Source organism: Phenylobacterium sp., assembly GCF_035539035.1.
GTDB lineage: Bacteria > Pseudomonadota > Alphaproteobacteria > Caulobacterales > Caulobacteraceae > Phenylobacterium.
The window spans coordinates 1,283,213-1,298,761 of the sequence record NZ_DATLJI010000016.1 but is presented as its reverse complement, the minus strand read 5'-3'; the positions used below and the strand labels follow the sequence as shown (position 1 = coordinate 1,298,761).

General features: G+C 73.5%; 16 protein-coding genes. 12 read left to right on the top strand and 4 right to left on the bottom strand.

Going from position 1 to position 15,549, the window contains the following annotated elements; all coding sequences use genetic code 11:
* The first annotated feature begins 6 nt into the window (after positions 1–6).
* From gspG to VM685_RS20320, 8 genes are read left to right on the top strand one after another with little or no spacing between them, the layout of a single operon-like run.
* Positions 7–456 carry a type II secretion system major pseudopilin GspG gene (gene gspG, locus VM685_RS20355; RefSeq protein WP_325462009.1) on the top strand — a complete coding sequence of 150 codons (450 nt, stop codon included), beginning with the start codon at positions 7–9 and terminating at the stop codon, positions 454–456.
* Positions 425–910, top strand: a complete 486-nt coding sequence (locus VM685_RS20350; protein WP_325462008.1) for a GspH/FimT family pseudopilin — start codon at positions 425–427, stop codon at positions 908–910. The genes gspG and VM685_RS20350 overlap by 32 nt, the downstream gene beginning before the upstream one ends.
* A complete protein-coding gene (gene gspI / locus VM685_RS20345) occupies positions 894–1,262 on the top strand; it encodes a type II secretion system minor pseudopilin GspI (RefSeq protein ID WP_325462007.1) in 369 nt (122 codons plus the stop codon). Before VM685_RS20350 ends, gspI begins: the two co-directional genes overlap by 17 nt.
* A complete protein-coding gene (gspJ, locus tag VM685_RS20340; protein ID WP_325462006.1) occupies positions 1,259–1,846 on the top strand; it encodes a type II secretion system minor pseudopilin GspJ in 588 nt (195 codons plus the stop codon). The genes gspI and gspJ overlap by 4 nt, the downstream gene beginning before the upstream one ends.
* Positions 1,843–2,799: a type II secretion system minor pseudopilin GspK gene (gene gspK, locus VM685_RS20335; RefSeq protein WP_325462005.1), complete on the top strand. Its 957-nt coding sequence runs from the start codon at positions 1,843–1,845 to the stop codon at positions 2,797–2,799. The genes gspJ and gspK overlap by 4 nt, the downstream gene beginning before the upstream one ends.
* Positions 2,796–3,908: a type II secretion system protein GspL gene (gspL, locus tag VM685_RS20330; RefSeq protein WP_325462004.1), complete on the top strand. Its 1,113-nt coding sequence runs from the start codon at positions 2,796–2,798 to the stop codon at positions 3,906–3,908. The genes gspK and gspL overlap by 4 nt, the downstream gene beginning before the upstream one ends.
* Positions 3,905–4,375, top strand: a complete 471-nt coding sequence (gspM, locus tag VM685_RS20325; RefSeq protein WP_325462003.1) for a type II secretion system protein GspM — start codon at positions 3,905–3,907, stop codon at positions 4,373–4,375. The genes gspL and gspM overlap by 4 nt, the downstream gene beginning before the upstream one ends.
* A gap of 2 nt (positions 4,376–4,377) precedes the next feature.
* Positions 4,378–4,698 (top strand): hypothetical protein, encoded by a 321-nt coding sequence (locus VM685_RS20320; protein WP_325462002.1) that lies wholly within the window; start codon positions 4,378–4,380, stop codon positions 4,696–4,698.
* Here the strand turns inward: VM685_RS20320 and VM685_RS20315 are convergent.
* The 3 genes from VM685_RS20315 to VM685_RS20305 all read right to left on the bottom strand — a co-directional run bounded on the left by VM685_RS20315 (position 4,674) and on the right by VM685_RS20305 (position 8,253).
* Positions 4,674–5,324 carry an A24 family peptidase gene (locus VM685_RS20315; protein ID WP_325462001.1) on the bottom strand — a complete coding sequence of 217 codons (651 nt, stop codon included), beginning with the start codon at positions 5,322–5,324 and terminating at the stop codon, positions 4,674–4,676. The two genes, VM685_RS20320 and VM685_RS20315, sit on opposite strands and share 25 nt — an antisense overlap.
* 10 nt (positions 5,325–5,334) lie before the next feature.
* Positions 5,335–5,865, bottom strand: coding sequence for a recombinase family protein (locus tag VM685_RS20310; RefSeq protein WP_325462000.1), 531 nt, complete (start codon positions 5,863–5,865; stop codon positions 5,335–5,337).
* A 117-nt stretch (positions 5,866–5,982) separates the two neighbouring features.
* The gene (locus tag VM685_RS20305) at positions 5,983–8,253 is read right to left on the bottom strand and encodes a TonB-dependent receptor plug domain-containing protein (protein WP_325461999.1); all 2,271 of its coding nucleotides are present in this window, start codon (positions 8,251–8,253) and stop codon (positions 5,983–5,985) included.
* Positions 8,254–8,462: 209 nt separating this feature from the next.
* On the opposite strand from VM685_RS20305, the gene VM685_RS20300 reads away from it, so the two are divergent.
* The 4 genes from VM685_RS20300 to VM685_RS20285 all read left to right on the top strand — a co-directional run bounded on the left by VM685_RS20300 (position 8,463) and on the right by VM685_RS20285 (position 14,449).
* Positions 8,463–9,458 (top strand): phytase, encoded by a 996-nt coding sequence (locus tag VM685_RS20300; protein ID WP_325461998.1) that lies wholly within the window; start codon positions 8,463–8,465, stop codon positions 9,456–9,458.
* Between the two features lie 83 nt (positions 9,459–9,541).
* Positions 9,542–12,103 (top strand): TonB-dependent receptor, encoded by a 2,562-nt coding sequence (locus tag VM685_RS20295; protein WP_325461997.1) that lies wholly within the window; start codon positions 9,542–9,544, stop codon positions 12,101–12,103.
* A gap of 4 nt (positions 12,104–12,107) precedes the next feature.
* The gene (locus VM685_RS20290; protein ID WP_325461996.1) at positions 12,108–13,652 is read left to right on the top strand and encodes an alkaline phosphatase D family protein; all 1,545 of its coding nucleotides are present in this window, start codon (positions 12,108–12,110) and stop codon (positions 13,650–13,652) included.
* Positions 13,649–14,449, top strand: coding sequence for a hypothetical protein (locus VM685_RS20285; RefSeq protein ID WP_325461995.1), 801 nt, complete (start codon positions 13,649–13,651; stop codon positions 14,447–14,449). Before VM685_RS20290 ends, VM685_RS20285 begins: the two co-directional genes overlap by 4 nt.
* Here the strand turns inward: VM685_RS20285 and VM685_RS20280 are convergent.
* Positions 14,443–15,483, bottom strand: a complete 1,041-nt coding sequence (locus VM685_RS20280; RefSeq protein ID WP_325461994.1) for an endonuclease/exonuclease/phosphatase family protein — start codon at positions 15,481–15,483, stop codon at positions 14,443–14,445. The two genes, VM685_RS20285 and VM685_RS20280, sit on opposite strands and share 7 nt — an antisense overlap.
* Between the last annotated feature and the right edge of the window lie 66 nt (positions 15,484–15,549).

The window sequence follows — 15,549 nt, the reverse complement described above, 5'->3', positions numbered from 1 at the left end:
CCAACCATGACCGACACCCGCGCCCTCCGACATGCCCGCGCCGAGCAGGGCTTCACCCTGGTGGAGGTGATGGTCGTCATCGTCATCATCGGCCTCTTGGCCACGGTGGTGATGATGAACGTCCTGCCGAGCCAGGACCGCGCCATGAAGGAGAAGGCCCGCGCCGACGTGGCCGTCCTGGAGCAGGCCGTCGAGAGCTACCGGCTGGAGAACCTCGCCTTCCCAACCAGCGAGCAGGGCCTTCAGGCGCTGGTCGCGCCGCCGCCGGGCCTGGCCCGTCCCGACCGCTACCGCGAGGGCGGCTACGTCCGGCGCCTGCCGAAGGACCCGTGGGGGAACGCCTACCAGTACCGCTACCCGGGCGAGCACGGCCGCTTCGACGTCTGGTCCACGGGCGCCGACGGCCAGAAAGGCGGGGAGGGCGATGACGCCGACATCGGCAACTGGGGTCTCTAGCCCCGCCGCCGAGCGCGGCCTCACCCTGGTCGAGGTGATGGTGGCCGTGCTGGTCATGGCCCTGCTCGCCTCCGCGGTGCTGATCACCACGCCGGATTCCGGCCCGAGGCTGGCCGACGAGGCGGAGCGGCTGGCCGCTCGGCTGGCCCACGCCCGCGACGCGGCGGTCACCGCCAACCGGCCGGTGGAGATGGCCCTCGACGCGGAGGGCTACGCCTTCCGCGAGCAGCGGCGCGGCCGCTGGACGCCGCTGGAGGACGGCCCTTTCCAGCCGCAGCGCTGGCCAGAGGGCCTGGCGGTCTCCGTCGAGGCCGGCGAGGGCCGCAGCGCCGTGCGCTTCGATTCCACCGGCGCGGCGGAGCCGGTCACCGTGCGGCTGACCAACCGGATCGACACCGTCGCCCTCACCGTCGACGCCCAGGGCGAGGTCAGGATCGATGACCGCGCGCGCTGAGGCCGGCTTCACCCTGCTGGAGATGCTGGTGGCGCTCGCCGTGCTCAGCCTGGGCGCGCTCGCGCTCCTGAACCTGGCGGGCGAGAACACCCGCCAGGCCGGCGCGGTGGAGAGCCGGCTGTTCGCCGGGATCGTCGCGGAGAACCAGGCCATCGAGGCCCTGACCGCCCCCGCGCCGCCGGCGCTCGGCCAGGCCTCGGGCGTGGCCAGCGCCGGCGGCCAAGCCTGGCGCTGGACGCGCCGCGTCAGCCGCACCGCCGATCCCGCGATCCTGCGCATCGACGTCCGCGTCGCCGCCCGCCCCGGGGCCCTGACGGCCGGCGAGGTCACCGTCTTCCGGGGGCGGCCATGAAGGGCTTCACCCTGGTGGAGATGATGGTGGCGCTGCTGATCTTCGGCCTGGTCTCGGCCGCGGGCGTGGCCGTGCTCTCATTCAGCGTCGACAACCAGCAGGTCGTCCGCGCCCGCAGCCACCGGCTGGCCGAGATCCAGCGGGCGCGCTCGGCGCTCAAGGCCGACCTCGCCCAGGCCGCCGCCCGCCGGACCCGCGGCGAGGACGGCCGGCCCTCGGCCCGCACCCTCGCCGGCGGCGAGCAGGCCGTCGGCGGGCCGCTGCTGCAGCTCGTCCGCCGCGGCTGGGACAACCCCGACGCCGCGCCGCGCGCCTCCCTGCAGGCCGTGGAGTACCGCCTCACGGAGGGTCGGCTGGAGCGCCGCACGCGCCAGGCCCTCGACGGCGCCGCCTGGAGCCCGCCGCAGGTCCTGCTCACCGGCGTGCGCGAGGCGCGCGTCGCCTTCCGCGTCGGCGGCCAGTGGATCGAGGCCCTGCCCAACGGCGCCCACCAGCCGCTGCCCCAGGCCGTGCGGCTGGACCTGACGCTCGACGACTACGGCCCGCTCTCACAGCTCTTCGTCGTCACCGGCGAGGCCGCATGAGGCGTGACGACGAACGCGGCGTGGCCCTGCTGACCGTGCTCCTGCTGGTGGCGGTGATGGCGACGCTCGCCGCCGGCGTGCTGGACGAGATCCGCTTCTCCATCCGCCGCGCCGCCAACGCCGAGGCGGTGGGCCAGGCCCGCTGGTATGCGCTGGGCGCCGAGCAGCTCGCCCGCGCCCAGGTCGCCCGCCTCGCAGCCACCGGCGCGACGACCGGCGCCTGGAACGGCCGGGCGGTGCGCTTCCCGGTGGAGAACGGCGCCGTCCAGGCCCGGATCACCGACGGCGGCGCCTGCTTCAACCTGAACAGCGTGGTGGCGGGTCCGCCGGAGGGCCTGCAGCGCAGCGACGCCGGGGTCGCCCGGTTCGTGGCCCTGGCCGGCGTGCTCGGGATCGGCGAACGCGAAGCGGCGATGCTGGCCGCCGCCCTCGTGGACTTCATCGACGCCGATCCCCTGCGCGAGGCCGGCGGCGCCGAGGACGAGGCCTATGCCGGGGCGGGCGGGGGCTACCTCACCGCCGGGACCCTGCTGGCCGAGCCCAGCGAGCTGCGCGCCGTCCGCGGCTTCGCGCCCTCGGTCTATGCGCGCCTCCGCCCATACGTCTGCGCCCTGCCCACCGCCACCCCGGCCGCGATCGACATCAACACCCTGACCCCGGATCAGGCGCCGCTGATCGCCATGCTGGCCGGGCGGCCCATGAGCCTTGCCGCCGCCCGCGGCCTGATCGCCGCCCGTCCGCCCGGCGGCTGGGCCAGCACGGGGGAGTTCCTGGGCCTGCCGGCGGTGGTCGACGCCGCCATCGACGCCGACGCGCTCACCGTCACCCCGCGCTGGTTCCGGCTGGAGACCGAGGTGACCTTCGGCGACGCCGAGGCCGTGTCCAGCGCGCTCCTGATCAACGAGGGCGGCCGCGTCCGCCTGGCCGCCCGGCGGTGGGGACCCGAGGAATGATGAGACGAACCCGACTGGTCTTCGCGCCGCAGGACCCCCAGGCGCCGCCCGCCTACCTGCTGGTCGACGAGTTCGGCGAGCCCGTGGGCCGCGGCGAGCAGCCGGTGCTGGCCGAGACGCCCGCCGTCCCCACGACCGTCGTGCTGGTGGTCCCGGGGACCGAGGCCGTCGCCCGCTGGCTGCACCTGCCGACCCGATCCGATCCCCAGGCCCGCGCCGCCGCCGCCCTGCTGCTGGCCGAGGAGACCGCCGTCGAGGAGCCCATGCACCTCGCCCTGGGCGCGCTGGAGCCGGACGGCCGTCGTCTCGTCGTCGCCGTGGCCGAGGCGCGCATGCGCGCCTGGCTGGACCTCGCCCGCACCTATGGCCTCGCGCCCGACGCCGTGGTCCCCGACCACCTGCTGCTGCCCGAGCCGCAGGACGAGGGGCCCCTCGCCGTCGCGATCGGCGGGACGCTCGCCGTGCGGCGGCCCAGGCTGGCCTTCGCCTGCGAACCCGGTCTCGCTCCGGTCCTGCTCGACGGCCGCGCGCCGCAGGTGGCGGACGGCGAGGCCGCCGAGCGCCTGCTGGCCGAGGGCGCCGGCCGCCTGCCGCTCGACCTGCGCCAGGGCGATTTCGCCCCCGCCGACCGGACCCCGCCCGCGCGCCGCGACCTGCTCCGCGCCGCGGTCCTGGCCGGCGTCCTGCTGCTCAGCCCGGCCGTTCTCGACGCCGCCCAGGCCGTGCGCCTGAACCTCGCGGCCGGCCGCCTCGAGCGCGCGGCGACGCAGCAGGCGGCGGCGGTGCTGCCCAGGGGCGCGACGGTCAGCGATCCCGCGGCCCAGGCCCAGGCCGTCCTGCAACGGGCCGAGCTCGCCGCCGGCGGCGGGCCCGCGGGTGTCGCCGCCCGGCTGTTCGCGGCGCTCGCCGAGATCGACCAGGCGCAGGCGGAGAGCCTGATCGTCTCGCCGGACGGCGCGTTGCGGGCCACCGTCAGCCACACGAACTATTCCGACATGGAGCTGCTCGGCCGCGCCCTGCAGGGCGCCGGCGTCGCCTTCCGCCAGGAAGGCGCGCGCGAGGAGGGCGGCCGCATCGTCAGCGACATCATCCTGGGAGCGCGCCCATGAGGGCCTGGTTCGAAGGGCGCACCCGGCGCGAGCAGGTCCTGCTCACCGTTCTGGCCGTGGCGCTCGCCGCCTTCCTCCTGTGGTTCGGCCTGTACCGGCCCCTGGCCCAGGCTCGCGCCGACGCCGAGCGCCGCCTCGACCGCGCGGCGGCCACCGCCGCGGAGGTGGACCGCGCCACTGTCCGGCTGCGCGCCATGGGCGCCGCCGCCCGCGTCCGGCCCGCCGCCGCCGATCCGGCCCAGGCGGTGAACGCCGCGGCCTCGGCCGCCGGCCTCGCCCTCGCCCGGGTGGAACCCGATCCCTCCGGCGGGGTGCAGGTGGCGGTGGCCGGCGTCTCGCCGTCGCAGCTCTTTCCCTGGCTCGCGGCCCTGCAGACCGACTACGGCGTGACGCCCCGCCACCTCACGGTGATCAAGGACGAGCAGGGGACCCTGTCGGTGGACGCCACCTTCGGCGGGGCGGACTGAGCATGGCCCGGCTCCTCGCGGTGTTCGGCGCCGCCTTCCTCCTGATGGCGGTGGTCTTCACGCCGCTGCGCATGGCGCTGGGCTGGCTGGACGCGGAGCAGGCGGGGCTCGCCGCCCAGCGCGTCGAGGGGACCATCTGGGGCGGGACCCTGCACGGCGCGAGCTTCCGCGGCCTGCCGCTGGGCGACGTCCGCGCCCGGCTCGATCCCCTCTCCGGCGGCCTGCGGGTGGAGAGCCCGCTCGGAGCGGGCGTCGTCCGTCCGGGGAAGGGCGGCCTCGACCTGACGCCCGCCGCGCCTCAGGCGCGCCCGAGCGGCCCGTAGAGGAAGGCGATCCAGATCCCCAGCGCCAGGAAGACCCCGAACGGGATCGGCTGGCCCGCCGCCGTCCGCCGCCCGGCCAGCGCCAGCAGCGCCACCGCCGCCAGCCCGGCCGCCGCCGCCCAGATCAGGACGGTCGGCAGGGCGGTCCAGCCGACCCACGCCCCGCCGCCGGCCAGCAGGTAGGCGTCGCCGCCGCCCAGGCCCTCGCGCCCGCGCAGCCGGCGGTAGCCCCGGGCCACCACGGCCAGCGACGCGAACCCCGCCGCCGCGCCCACCGCCCGCGCCGCCAGCGCGTCCGGGCCATCGCCCAGAGCGGCGGCCAGGCCCGTGGCGATCAGCGGCAGGGTCAGCACCCGCGGCAGCCACAGGTGCTCGGCGTCCAGCATCGCCAGCAGCAGGAGCTGCCAGGCCATCAGCGCGCCCAGCACGCCTGTGGCGTCCGGATGGATCGCCAGCGACCAGGCCGCCAGCGCCTGGCAGGCGAGCGCCAGCGCGAGCACCCGCACCCGGCCGGGCCGCGCCGCCACGCCGGGCAGCCGCAGCGACAGCGTGGCGAGCACCGGCCCCACCGCCGCGCCCGTGAGGATCGCCGCCCAGCCGAGGAGCGGAAGGTCGGGCCAGTTCAAGGGCGACCGCTCAGTCGCCGATCGCCTCCCAGACCTCGTTGGGCGAGACCTGGAAGAGCAGGCTGAGCGAGCGAAGGGACGTCCCCTCGCGGTGCAGCCGGCGGGCGTACTCGATCTGGTACTTGGACAGCGGCTTGCGGCTGCCGCTGTTGGCGCGCGAGGCGGCCCCGGCGGGCGAGCGGCTCGGCCGCCGCGCCTCGTGCTCGGCCAGCAGGGCCAGCACCCGGCGCACGTTCTCGGCCGGCGGCAGCACCTCCGACTCGTCCGGACCACCGACGATGCGCAGCACGACGCCCACCTCCAGGAAGGTGCGGATCAGCTGGGCCAGCTCGCCGGTGGAGCGCTGGAAGGCGTCGAGGCTCTGGACGATCACCTCGTCCTGCGCCTTCAGCCCGGCCAGCAGCCGGCCCAGGCGGCGCTGCGCCTCGGGGGTGGGCGGCCCCTCCTGCAGGATCAGGTCGCACTGCGCCTGCTCGAGCAGGGCGCGCTGGCGCAGGGGCGGAGCGAGGCCCTCGACCTCTCGAACGATCCCGTACCGCAAAGCCCCGCGCCCCGCCCTCAGCTTGATCCAGGCGCGTCGCCCGTCTCCCTCGCGCCGCAATATCCCGGGCGTCTGCGACAGCCCGGTGAAGCTTCGATGAGGGTTCGGCGACGCCGGCTAGAAGGTCACCCGCCCGACCAGCTGGAAGACCGGCCCGGCTTCCTCGCTCTCCAGCTCGTACTCGTCGTAGCTGCGGTCGAGCTGGTCCTCGAAGGTCGCGAACTTGTGGAAGACCTCTTCCTTCGAGGCGTTCAGCAGGTTCGAGCCCGTCAGGCGCAGCACGAAGCGGTCGCCGAACCGCTTCTCCACGAACAGCTCCAGGTCCGCGCCGTAGGAGGTCTCCACCTCCTCGCCCACCACCCGGCCGAAGGCGTCGCCCTGCTTGCGGTAGGTCGCCCCGAAGGCCGCCTTCCACTCCGGCAGGTCCTGGATGAAGCCGACGTTCAGCACATGGTCCGACTGGTCGTTGAACCGCCGCTCGCCGAAGCCGTCGGTGATCTCGCTGTCCAGCCAGGAGTAGTTGAGGAACACCCCGGTGTTCGGCAGGCCCACGGCGGTCAGCGGGGTGGAGAGGTCGAACTCGATCCCCCAGACCTTGCCGTCGCCGGTGTTCTGCGGCGTGAACACGAAGGTCCCTTCGCCCTCGCTGCCCTCCTCCCCGGTGTTGGCCACCTCCACGAGGTTCTCCACCGAACGGTAGAAGAGGTTGACGCCGGCCACCCCGCGGCGGCCGATCCGCCGCTCCAGGCCGAGGTCGAGGCCCCAGGCGGTCTCCGACTCCAGCTCCGGATTGCCGATGAAGTCGTTGTCGCCCAGCTCGGCCTCCAGCATCGCCGGGGAGAGCTGGTTGAAGCTCGGCCGCCGCACGGTGCGCGCCACCGACAGGCTCAGCCGGTCGCGGTCGGACAGGCTCCACTGCAGGTGCGCCGACGGCAGCAGGACCGCCTCGTCGCTCTCGCGCACCCGGTCGGCGGCCTCGGCGGTCTCGTCGACGATCTCGGTCTCGGTGGTCTCGTAACGCAGGCCCGCTTCCCAGCTCAGCCGGTCGGACTTGCCCGACAGCATCACATAGGGGTCGATCCGCCGCTCCTCGATCGTCGAGACCCCGCCCGCCACCGGCAGGAAGGGGCCGTAGGCGCCCGGGATCGTCGGCCGCGCCGCCGGCGGGTTCGGGATGGTGATCCGGTTGCGGTCGGCGGTGATCTCGGTGGCGCGGTCCTTGCCCACGTACTGGACGCCCACCTCCAGCTCGCCCACCGCCAGGTCGAATTCCTGCGCCAGCTGGGCGGTGAACTCGGTGTCCTTCAGCCGCAGGAAGGTGAGGTCGCCCGTGAACCGGTCGTCCTCCGGGAAGGGCCGGGTGTCGCGCAGGTACTCGGTCTCCTCCTCCACCTCGTCCTGCGCATCCTCGAACGCCGCGTAGCCGATCCGGGCCTTGAAGCGGCCGCCCAGCATCTCGCGGTCGTACTTCGCCCCCAGGGTCCAGTTGTCGGTGACGATGTCGACGTTGTTGTCGTTCAGGGTCAGGAGGTCGGCCGGGCCGATCCGGCCGCCGGCGTATTCGATGGAGTCCTCGTCCTCGCGCCGGTCGGTCCGCACGAAATAGCCTGACAGCTCCAGCGATCCGCCCTCGAACTTCAGGTCGTAGCTGGCGTTGGCGGAGTAGTCGGTGCCGTTGCGGGTGTCGGTCTGCAGCTCGATGTCCTCGAGCTCGCCGCCGGGCTCGGAATAGCGCCGGCTGACCTTCACCTTCGGATTGCGGCGGCCCTGCATGTTGGCGCCGACCAGCAGCCGGCCCGGCCCCACCTGGCCGGCGTAGACCCCGCCCACCGTCTCGCGCACCCGCTTGTCGTCCAGCAGGATGGCGCCGGCCCGCAGGTAGCCGCCCTCCAGCGAATGGCCGTCGCGCAGCACGATGTTCAGGGCGCCGGCCACGGCGTCGCCGCTGCGGTTGGCCGACGACGAGCGCACCACCTCGATCCGCTCGATCAGCTCGGCGGGAATGCGGTCCACGAAGAAGGAGCGGTCGACCCCCGCCCCCGGCACCCGCTCGCCGTTGATCAGGATTTGGGTGTAGCCGGGGTCCAGCCCGCGCAGCCGCGCGCCGTCGCTCTCCAGCACGTCCGACAGGAAGGCCACGCTCGGCACGCGCTTCATGGCGTCGCCGGCGGTCAGCGGCTCGAAGCGCTGGAAGTACTCCAGGTCGTAGGAGAGGGTGGGGACGGTGTCCTCCGTCCGGTTGCGGAAGACGATCTCGCCCGAGACCACCAGCTCCTCCACGGTGGCCGGCGCGGCCGCCGCGGCCAGGGCCGATTCCTGGGCCTTGGCCTGGGTGGCGAGCGCCAGCGGCGCGAGCGCGGCCAGCGCGAAATACGCGGACTTCTTCATGTTTTCATTCCCCCGACCGCAGTCCAGCCGTGGTTGACGGGAGAGCTGGACTGTGAAAATCCCGGGCCGGGCTTAGATTTGCAGAGGCGAGGGGGCCAGTGATGTTTTCGCGGCGGATTTATTACAGTTTTGCGTCGCTCTCTGCCGTCGCTGTGCTTATGAGTTCCTGCGCTGGTCTTGATCCCGAGGCGCGCTCGGACTCCGGCAAGATGCTGTCGGGCGTGGGGACGCCGGTCCCGGCCGCCGCCGAGACCCAGGCCGTCGCCACCCGCAACGCCGACGCCGCCGACGACCCGGAGATCTGGGTCGACCCCGCCGACCGCGGCCGCGGCGTGATCTTCGGCACCGACAAGCAGGCGGGCCTCTACGTCTACGGCCTCGACGGCAAGGTCCGCGCCTTCCTCCCCGACGGCAAGCTCAACAACGTCGACCTGCGCGACGGCTTCCCGACGCCGCACGGTCCCCGCGTACTGGTGGCCGCCAGCGACCGCGGCCGCATGGGCGCGGCCCTCTACCTGATGGACCCGGCGACGCTCGAGGTCAGGCCCTGGGGCGTGGTCCCGCTGGACCTCGCCGAACCCTACGGCATGTGCATGGCGAGGCTCGGGGAGGCCTTCGTGGTGATCGTCAACGGCACGGACGGCCAGGTCCGCCAGGTGGCGGTGGAGGCCGGCCCCGACGGCGCGATCCGCAGCACGGAGCAGCGCCGCTTCGCGCTCGCCACCCAGACCGAGGGCTGCGTCGCCGACGACGCCCGGGGCCTGCTCTACGTGGGCGAGGAGGGGCGGGGGATCTGGCGCTATCCGCTGGACCCGGTGACCAACGCCGGGACCCTGATCGCCGAGGCGCCGTCCGACAGGCTGCAGCCGGACGTGGAGGGCCTCACCCTGCTGCGCGAGGGCGCCGCCACCTGGCTGATCGCCTCCAGCCAGGGCGACAGCGCCTTCGCCGTCTGGCGGGTCGACGGCGCCGAGCCCGCCTGGGCCGGCCGCTTCTCCGTGATGGGCGCGAACGGCGCCGACCCGGTCACCGGGACCGACGGCATCGCCGCCCTGGGCGGCCAGGTCGGCCCCTATCCGGCCGGCCTGTTCGTCGCCCAGGACGACAGCGACACCGACGGCGAGGCCCCCACCGCCGGCCGCGACCGGCAGAACTTCAAGCTGGTCGACTGGCGCGAGGTGAAGCGGGCGCTCGGCCTCCCCTGACCGTCACGGATTTGACGCGGAAGCTTAACCGGCGTGACGTGGGCGGCGCCTAAGCACCGTCGCAAACACATCGGGGGTAAGTCATGCGATTGGACAGGATGGCGGCGAGCCGCATTGCGCTCGCCGTGGCGCTCGCCTGGTCGGGCGCCGCCGTGGCCCAGGAGGCCGATACGGTCGACGAGCTGGTCGTCACCGGCCAGCGGCTCTCCCAGCAGCGGGCCATCGAGACCAAGCGCGAGGCGGTGGGCGTCGTCGACGCCATCTCCGCCGACGAGATCGGCCGCCTGGCCGACAAGAACGTCGCCGAGAACCTGGAGCGCCTGCCGGGTGTGGGCCTGGCCTACGACCAGGGCGAGGGCCGCTACGTCTCGGTGCGCGGCACGCCCGCCCAGCTCAACAACGTCACCCTCAACGGCGTCGAGGTCGGCAACCCCGACGGCGACAGCCGCGCCCTGCCGCTGGACGTGATCTCAGGCCAGCTCCTGCAGCGCATCGAGGTGGTGAAAGCCGTCACCCCCGACTACGACGCCCAGGGCATCGGCGGGACCATCAACCTGGTCAGCCAGTCGCCGTTCGAGATGGGCGGCGACCGCGTGGCCCGCGGCTCGATCCAGGTGGGCTACCAGCAGTTCAACGAGAAGACCCCGGTGCAGGGCGACCTGACCCTGGGCGCGGTGTTCGGTGACGGCCGCTGGGGCGTGCTCCTGGGCGTCAGCGGCTCCTCCCGCGACTACCGCTCCGACGGGCTCTATCCCGACGACTGGCGCACGGTCCCGGGCGTCGCCCGCGGCGGCCTGCCCACCAACCTGAAGTTCACCAACTACACCCTGAAGCGCGAGCGCATCGCCGCCGCCGGGACCCTGGAGTTCCGGCCCACCGACGAGGACCGCTTCTACCTGCGCGGCCTCTATTCGCGCTTCACCGAGGACGAGTACCGCCAGCGCTGGCGGCTCGACTTCGCCTCGAACCTCGCCAACCTCACCCTGAACGCCGACGGCGCCACCGGCGTCGCCCGCAACGTCGACGCCCGCCAGGACCTGCGGCTCGAGTACAAGGAGAAGAGCATCTCCTCCTACTCCCTGGGCGGCGAGCACGAGCGCGGCCCGTGGCAGGTCGCCTACGACCTCTCCTACGGCTTCAACGAGCTGGTCGAGCCGAACCAGTCCTGGCAGTTCCGCGCCACCAGCGCGAACCTCGTCGTCGATTTCGACATGCGGCCGCTGCTCTACACGGCCGAGCCCCGCAACGCCTCGGCCTCCCTGCTCGGCTTCCGCCAGCACACGGTCCAGGACGAGAGCGGCGAGGAGACCAACATCGCCGCCAAGGTCGACGTCCGCCGCGACCTCGACGTCGGCGAGGCGAGCTACTTCAAGTTCGGCCTGAAAGTGCGCGACACCGACAAGGCCTTCGACGGCCGCACCGACCAGTACGACCGCGGAGCCTCGGCCAACCGCTTCACCCTTGCCGACTTCGGTCTGCAGGGCCCGGTGATGGAGGTCGACCTCGGCGACTACACCTACGTCAACCGGTTCACGATCGACGCCGACGCGATCCGCCGCTTCACGGCCGAGAACCTGGGCGGCCCGCGCTTTGTGCGCAACGGCGCCAACAGCCTCTCCAACGACACCCTCAACGACTACGACCTGAACGAGCGGGTCACCGCCGGCTATGTGATGGCCGACGTCGACTTCGGCGCCGTGCGGGTGATCGGCGGCTGGCGGGTCGAGCACACCGCCACCGAGGTGCAGGGCTTCCGCCTCGCCGGCTCCGCCGTGACGCCGGTCTCCCGCGAGGGGGAGTACACCGACTTCCTGCCGAGCCTTCACCTGCGCTTCGAGCCGCGCGAGGACGTGGTCGTGCGCCTCGCCTACACCCGCACGCTCGGCCGGCCGCAGTATCCGGACCTGCGCCCCGGCGGCGCGCTGATCTCCACCCCCCTCAACGACGGCACCTTCGAGGGCGAGCTCTCCGAGGGCAACGTCGAGCTGGAGCCCTTCCGGTCCGAGAACTTCGACATCTCGGCGGAGTGGTACTTCGCCCCCGGCGGCCTGCTTTCGGCCGGCGCCTTCCTGAAGCGGATCGAGGACCCGATCTTCGATTTCGAGGAAACCCTGACCGGCCAGGTCATCGACGGCCGCACCTATTCGCGCCTCGAGTACACCCAGCCGCGCAACGCCGAGAAGGGCGAGATCAAGGGCGTGGAGCTGCAGTACCAGCAGCAGTTCACCTTCCTGCCCGGCTTCCTGAGCGGCTTCGGCGCCTCGGCCAACGTCACTTGGACGGACTCCAGCCTGACGGTCCCCGGGCGCGGCGAGCTGCCGTTCCCGGCCCAGTCGGACCTGCTCTACGGCGCCCAGCTCTTCTACCAGGCGGGCCGCCTGGAGGCCGCGCTCTCCTGGCACCACACCGGCAAGGCGGTGCAGGGGCTGGGCGCGGACGCCGACGCCGACACCTATGACGACGACTACCGCCGCCTCGACGCCAAGGCCAGCTATGCGCTCACCGACAACCTCGAGGTCTTCGTCGACCTGCAGAACCTCAACGACGAGGTTCTGCGCGAGTACCAGGGCGGCCGCCGCGACTGGCTGACCAACTACGAGCGCTACGGCCGCACTTACTACCTCGGCGTTTCCGCGCGATGGTGAGGCCATGAGCTTCGGCAGCCTTCCGCGTCGCCGCCTGCTGGCCCAGGCCGCCGGCCTGGCCGGGGTGGCGCTGTTGCCCGGCGCCTGGTCACCGGCCCTGGCCCAGGCCCGCCTGCCGGACGACCCGTTCCGCCTGGGCGTCGCCTCCGGCGAGCCCGAGCCCGGCGGCGTCGTCCTCTGGACCCGCCTCGCGCCCAGCCCGCTCGCGCCCGACGGCGGCATGGCCCCGGCGCCCGTGGAGGTCGTCTGGGAGATCGCCGAGGACGAGTCCTTCCGCCGCCCGGCCGGCCGCGGCCGCGTCCTGGCCGTCGCCGAGGCCGGGCATTCCGTCCACGTGGAGGTCGAGGGCCTGCGCCCCGGCCGAGCCTACTGGTACCGCTTCACGGCCGGCGGCCACCGCAGCCCCGTGGGCCGCACCCGCACCGCCCCCGCGCCCGGCGCGGACGTCTCGCGCCTGCGCCTCGCCTACGGGTCCTGCCAGAAGTATGAGGCCGGCTTCTACGGCGCCTATCCGCACCTGGTGGAGGAGGACCCCGACCTCGTCCTCTTCCTCGGCGACTACATCTACGAGCAGGCGCCCACCGACCGCGGCGTGCGCCGCCACCCGGGCCCCGAGCCCATGGACGTCGCCGGCTACCGGGTCCGCTACGGCGCCTACAAGTCCGACCCCGCCCTGCAGGCCGCGCATGCCTGCGCCCCCTGGATGGTGATCTGGGACGACCACGAGGTGGAGAACGACTACGGCGGCGACCAGGCGCGCGACGGGATGGATCCCGCGAGCTTCCTCCGCCGGCGCGCCGCCGCCTACCAGGCCTATTACGAGCACATGCCCCTGCGCCGCCGGTCCATCCCGGTCGGCCCGCAGATGCTGCTGCACCGGGCCCTGGACTGGGGGAACCTCGCCCAGCTGCAGTTCCTCGACACCCGCCAGCACCGGCCGGCCCGGACCTGCGACGCGCTCTCGGACGGCAAGCTGATCCCGGACTGCCCGGAGCGGACCGACTCCGCCCGATCCCTGCTCGGCGCCGCCCAGGAGCGGTGGCTGATGCAGACGCTGGCCGCCTCCCGCGCCCGCTGGAACCTGCTGGCCCAGCAGTACGTCATGGCCGAGCTGCAGCGCCTGACGCCGGAGGGCGTGCGCTACTCCAACGACGGCTGGGGCGGCTACGCCCAGACGCGGGCGCGGATCCTGCGGCAGTGGCGCGACGCTGCCGTCGCCAACCCCCTGGCGCTCGGCGGCGACATCCACTGCTTCGTGGCCGGCGACGTGGGCCTGGAGCCCGGCCGGCCGATCGCCAGCGAGTTCGTCGGCGGCTCGATCTCCTCGCTGGGCGCGTCGAACGCCGACCTCGCCCGGCTGATGGCCGCCAACCCGCACCTGCGTTTCACCGAGGGCGAGCGGCGGGGCTACGGCCTGGTCGAGCTGACGCCGAGGACGACCACGGTCGCCTTCCGCGCCATCGACAACGCCCTGGTCCCCGCCTCTCCGGTCCGCGACCTCGCCCGCTTCGTGGTGGAGGCCGGCGAACCCGGGCTGAAGCGGGCGTGAGGCGGCTCCTCGTCCTCGCCGCCTGGCTGCTCGCCGGGCCCGCCGCCGCCCAGGTCCCGGTGTTGAAGGCCGAGGTCCTGCGGAGGCTTCCCGCGCCCGAGGCCCGCCAGGGCGTGGCGGTGGACGCCCGCCACCTCTACGCCATCGATAATTCGGTGATCGGCAAGTACGACAAGGCTGCCGGCCGCCGCGTGGCCGAGTGGACCGGCGACCGGGGCCGCTTTCCGCACATCAATTCCTGCGAGGCGGTCGGCGCCGAGCTGGTCTGCGCCAGCTCCAACTATCCGGCCACGCCGATGACCAGCTCGGTGGAGGTGTTCGACGCCCGCCGGATGGTCCACGTCCGCACCGTCGCGCTCGGCCAGCAGGTCGGCTCGCTCACCTGGGTGGTGCGCCACCAGGGCTTCTGGTGGGCGGCCTTCGCCAACTACGACGCCCGCGGCGGCGAACCCGGCCGCGACCACCGCCACACCCAGCTCGTGAAGTTCGACGACCAGTGGCGGCGCACCGAGGCCTGGTCCTTCCCCGAGACGGTGCTGGCGAGGTTCCGGCCGATGAGCTCGTCCGGCGGCGGCTTTGGCTCCGACGGCCTGCTCTACGTCACCGGCCACGACCATCCCGAGCTCTACGTCCTGCGCCTGCCCGTGGGCGGCTCCACGCTGGAGCACCTGGCGACGATCGAGCTCCCCATCGAGGGCCAGGCCATCGCCTTCGACCGCGCCCGCCCCGGCGTGCTGTTCGGCATCAGCCGCTCGACCCGGGAACTCGTCGAGGTCCGCCTGCCGAAGGTTCAGTAGACGAAGGAGACCTTGGCCCCGAGCTTCGGGAACTGCGGCTTCACCTGCACGCCGCGCTGCGCCCCCGTCGTCCGCTCGGGGCTCCAGGTCAGGCGGTAGCGCACCAGATAGCCGTCGTGGTCCGAGAGCTTGCCGCCCGCCGCGCCGTCGAACACGGTCCGCGCGCTCACCGGCTCCAACCGGACGGCCGCGGGGCTCGCGAAGGCCTGCAGGTCCTGCGACTTCAGCCAGGGCTCCGGGGCGTCCGCGCCCGGGTGCTCGCAGCCCGCGTCCGGCCGCCGGCAGAACTCGCTGACCACGGTGTAGGGCCGCGCCTCGGCCTTGTAGTAGTAGCGCTCGGGCGCGTTCCTGACGTTGAAGTCGCCGCCGATCAGCAGCGGCCGCTCAGGCCTGGCGTGGTCGGCCAGGAAGCCCAGCAGCTCCTCGGTCTGGCGGTTGTGCGCCTTCAGCGCCCGCTCGGCCGGCACGCGCGCGGCCCGGCGGGAATTCATGTGGGTGTTGACCACGTCGATCTCGAACGGCGGATCGCCCAGCGACAGGCGGACCATCATCACGCCCTTGTTGGCCAGGCAGTCGAAGCCCGCGCAGGCGCCAAAGGGGGCGCTGCGCACGTCCACGATCGGCAGGTCGCTCAGCACGTGCAGCCCGCCGCCGGTGACCTTGCCCCAGCCCTCGCCCGAGGTGATCCGCGCCAGGCCGCCCAGCCCGCCGGCCTCGGCGCGTGCGCCGCGCACCGGCCCCTGGGCCCAGTAGCGGTAGCCGCTGGCCGCCACGAGCGTGCGGACCTCGCCGCGGAAGCCCTCCTGCAGCAGCACCACGTCCGGCTGGCGGCCCTCGCGCCGCATCTGGCCCAGCTCCTCGCCGATTTCCTTCAGCGCCCGCGCCCGGCCCGTGGCGACCGGCCAGGGCAGGCCCTTGATGTTGTAGGTGAGCACGCTGATCTCGGCGGCCTTCGGCGCGGCCGCCGTGCGCAAGATCTCGGTGGACGAGACGTCGGCCAGCAGCGGGGCCATCGCGAGCATCGCCAAGTACATCGCCTGAGCTCCAAGAGCTGTGGCGTGCTAGTGCGGCGTGAACACCCGCGTCACACCAGCAGAACG